The sequence below is a fragment of the Vibrio sp. 10N.222.46.A1 genome, from assembly GCF_041473595.1.
In the GTDB taxonomy this organism is placed as follows: domain Bacteria; phylum Pseudomonadota; class Gammaproteobacteria; order Enterobacterales; family Vibrionaceae; genus Vibrio; species Vibrio tasmaniensis_A.
On record NZ_JBFRSN010000950.1, the window covers coordinates 1 to 953 of the forward strand.

1 protein-coding gene is annotated in these 953 nt (G+C 41.4%); it reads right to left on the reverse strand.

Annotated elements, in window-relative coordinates; all coding sequences use genetic code 11:
- Positions 1-20: 20 nt before the first annotated feature.
- Positions 21-779 (reverse strand): ABC transporter ATP-binding protein, encoded by a 759-nt coding sequence (locus tag AB4496_RS22450; protein ID WP_102258171.1) that lies wholly within the window; start codon positions 777-779, stop codon positions 21-23.
- Positions 780-953 lie beyond the last annotated feature (174 nt).

Genomic DNA, 953 nt, shown 5'->3' on the forward strand with positions numbered 1-953 from the left:
AGTTAATGCTGATAGTTTTTTCATGAAAGCTCCTGTCCTTGGTCGAGTTCAATGTCGAAAAATTTGCTTGTTTTCTGTGTGCGCTTATTGGTCGTGCTGATTAAATCGACTTCAAAGATCGGCTTAAGTTGATTGTGAGTTAGTAGTTCTTCTACCTTTCCTTTCGCGACTACCTGGCCGTGTTCCAAAATCGCAATGTGCGTCGCGAACTTGGCCGCAAGGGAAATATCATGCAGTGAGCAAATCAGTGTTTTACCTTGCTCTTTCAATAGTGATAAAACTTCCCCTTGAGCACATGGATCTAGATGGTTTAGAGGCTCATCCAACACCAGGAATTCGGCGTTCTGACATAAAGATCGTGCAATATGCGCTCGCTGCTTCTGGCCGCCTGAGAGCTGTCCCATTCTTCGTTCGAGGAAAGTATCGATCTTTAGTGCTTTACTTATTTGGTCAAGTGAAAAGCTAGAAGTGGCTTGATTGGAAGCAGTTAGTTGAATGTACTCTCTGAGTGTTAAACGACCATCCACTTGACTGTGTTGTGGAAGGTAACTGATTTGTTTTGCTCTTTGCTGGCAAGTTAACTTACGTAGCGGCAATTGGTTTATGACGACTTCGCCTTTGAAGGGAAGCAAATTAACCAGTGCCTTCAATAACGTGGTTTTTCCGGAACCATTGCGTCCAATGACAACCCAGCGCTCACCTTGAGTAATTTTCAGATCGAGTGGGTGCAGTCGTTGAGTGTTTTGTTGTTGAACTGAAAGTTTGTGGCAAAGAAGCATGAGTTACTGAGAATGGTTTGTTTTTAACAAGTGCTATTACATTAAAATTTAAACGTTTGCGTAACATTGATCTCAGCACGTAAAATCCCCACTATTATCAAAATAATCTATAAGTTAACGCTTGTGCTACGTGAAAGGGTTAGGATTGATTAGTGAAAGAATAGAAGAATAGAA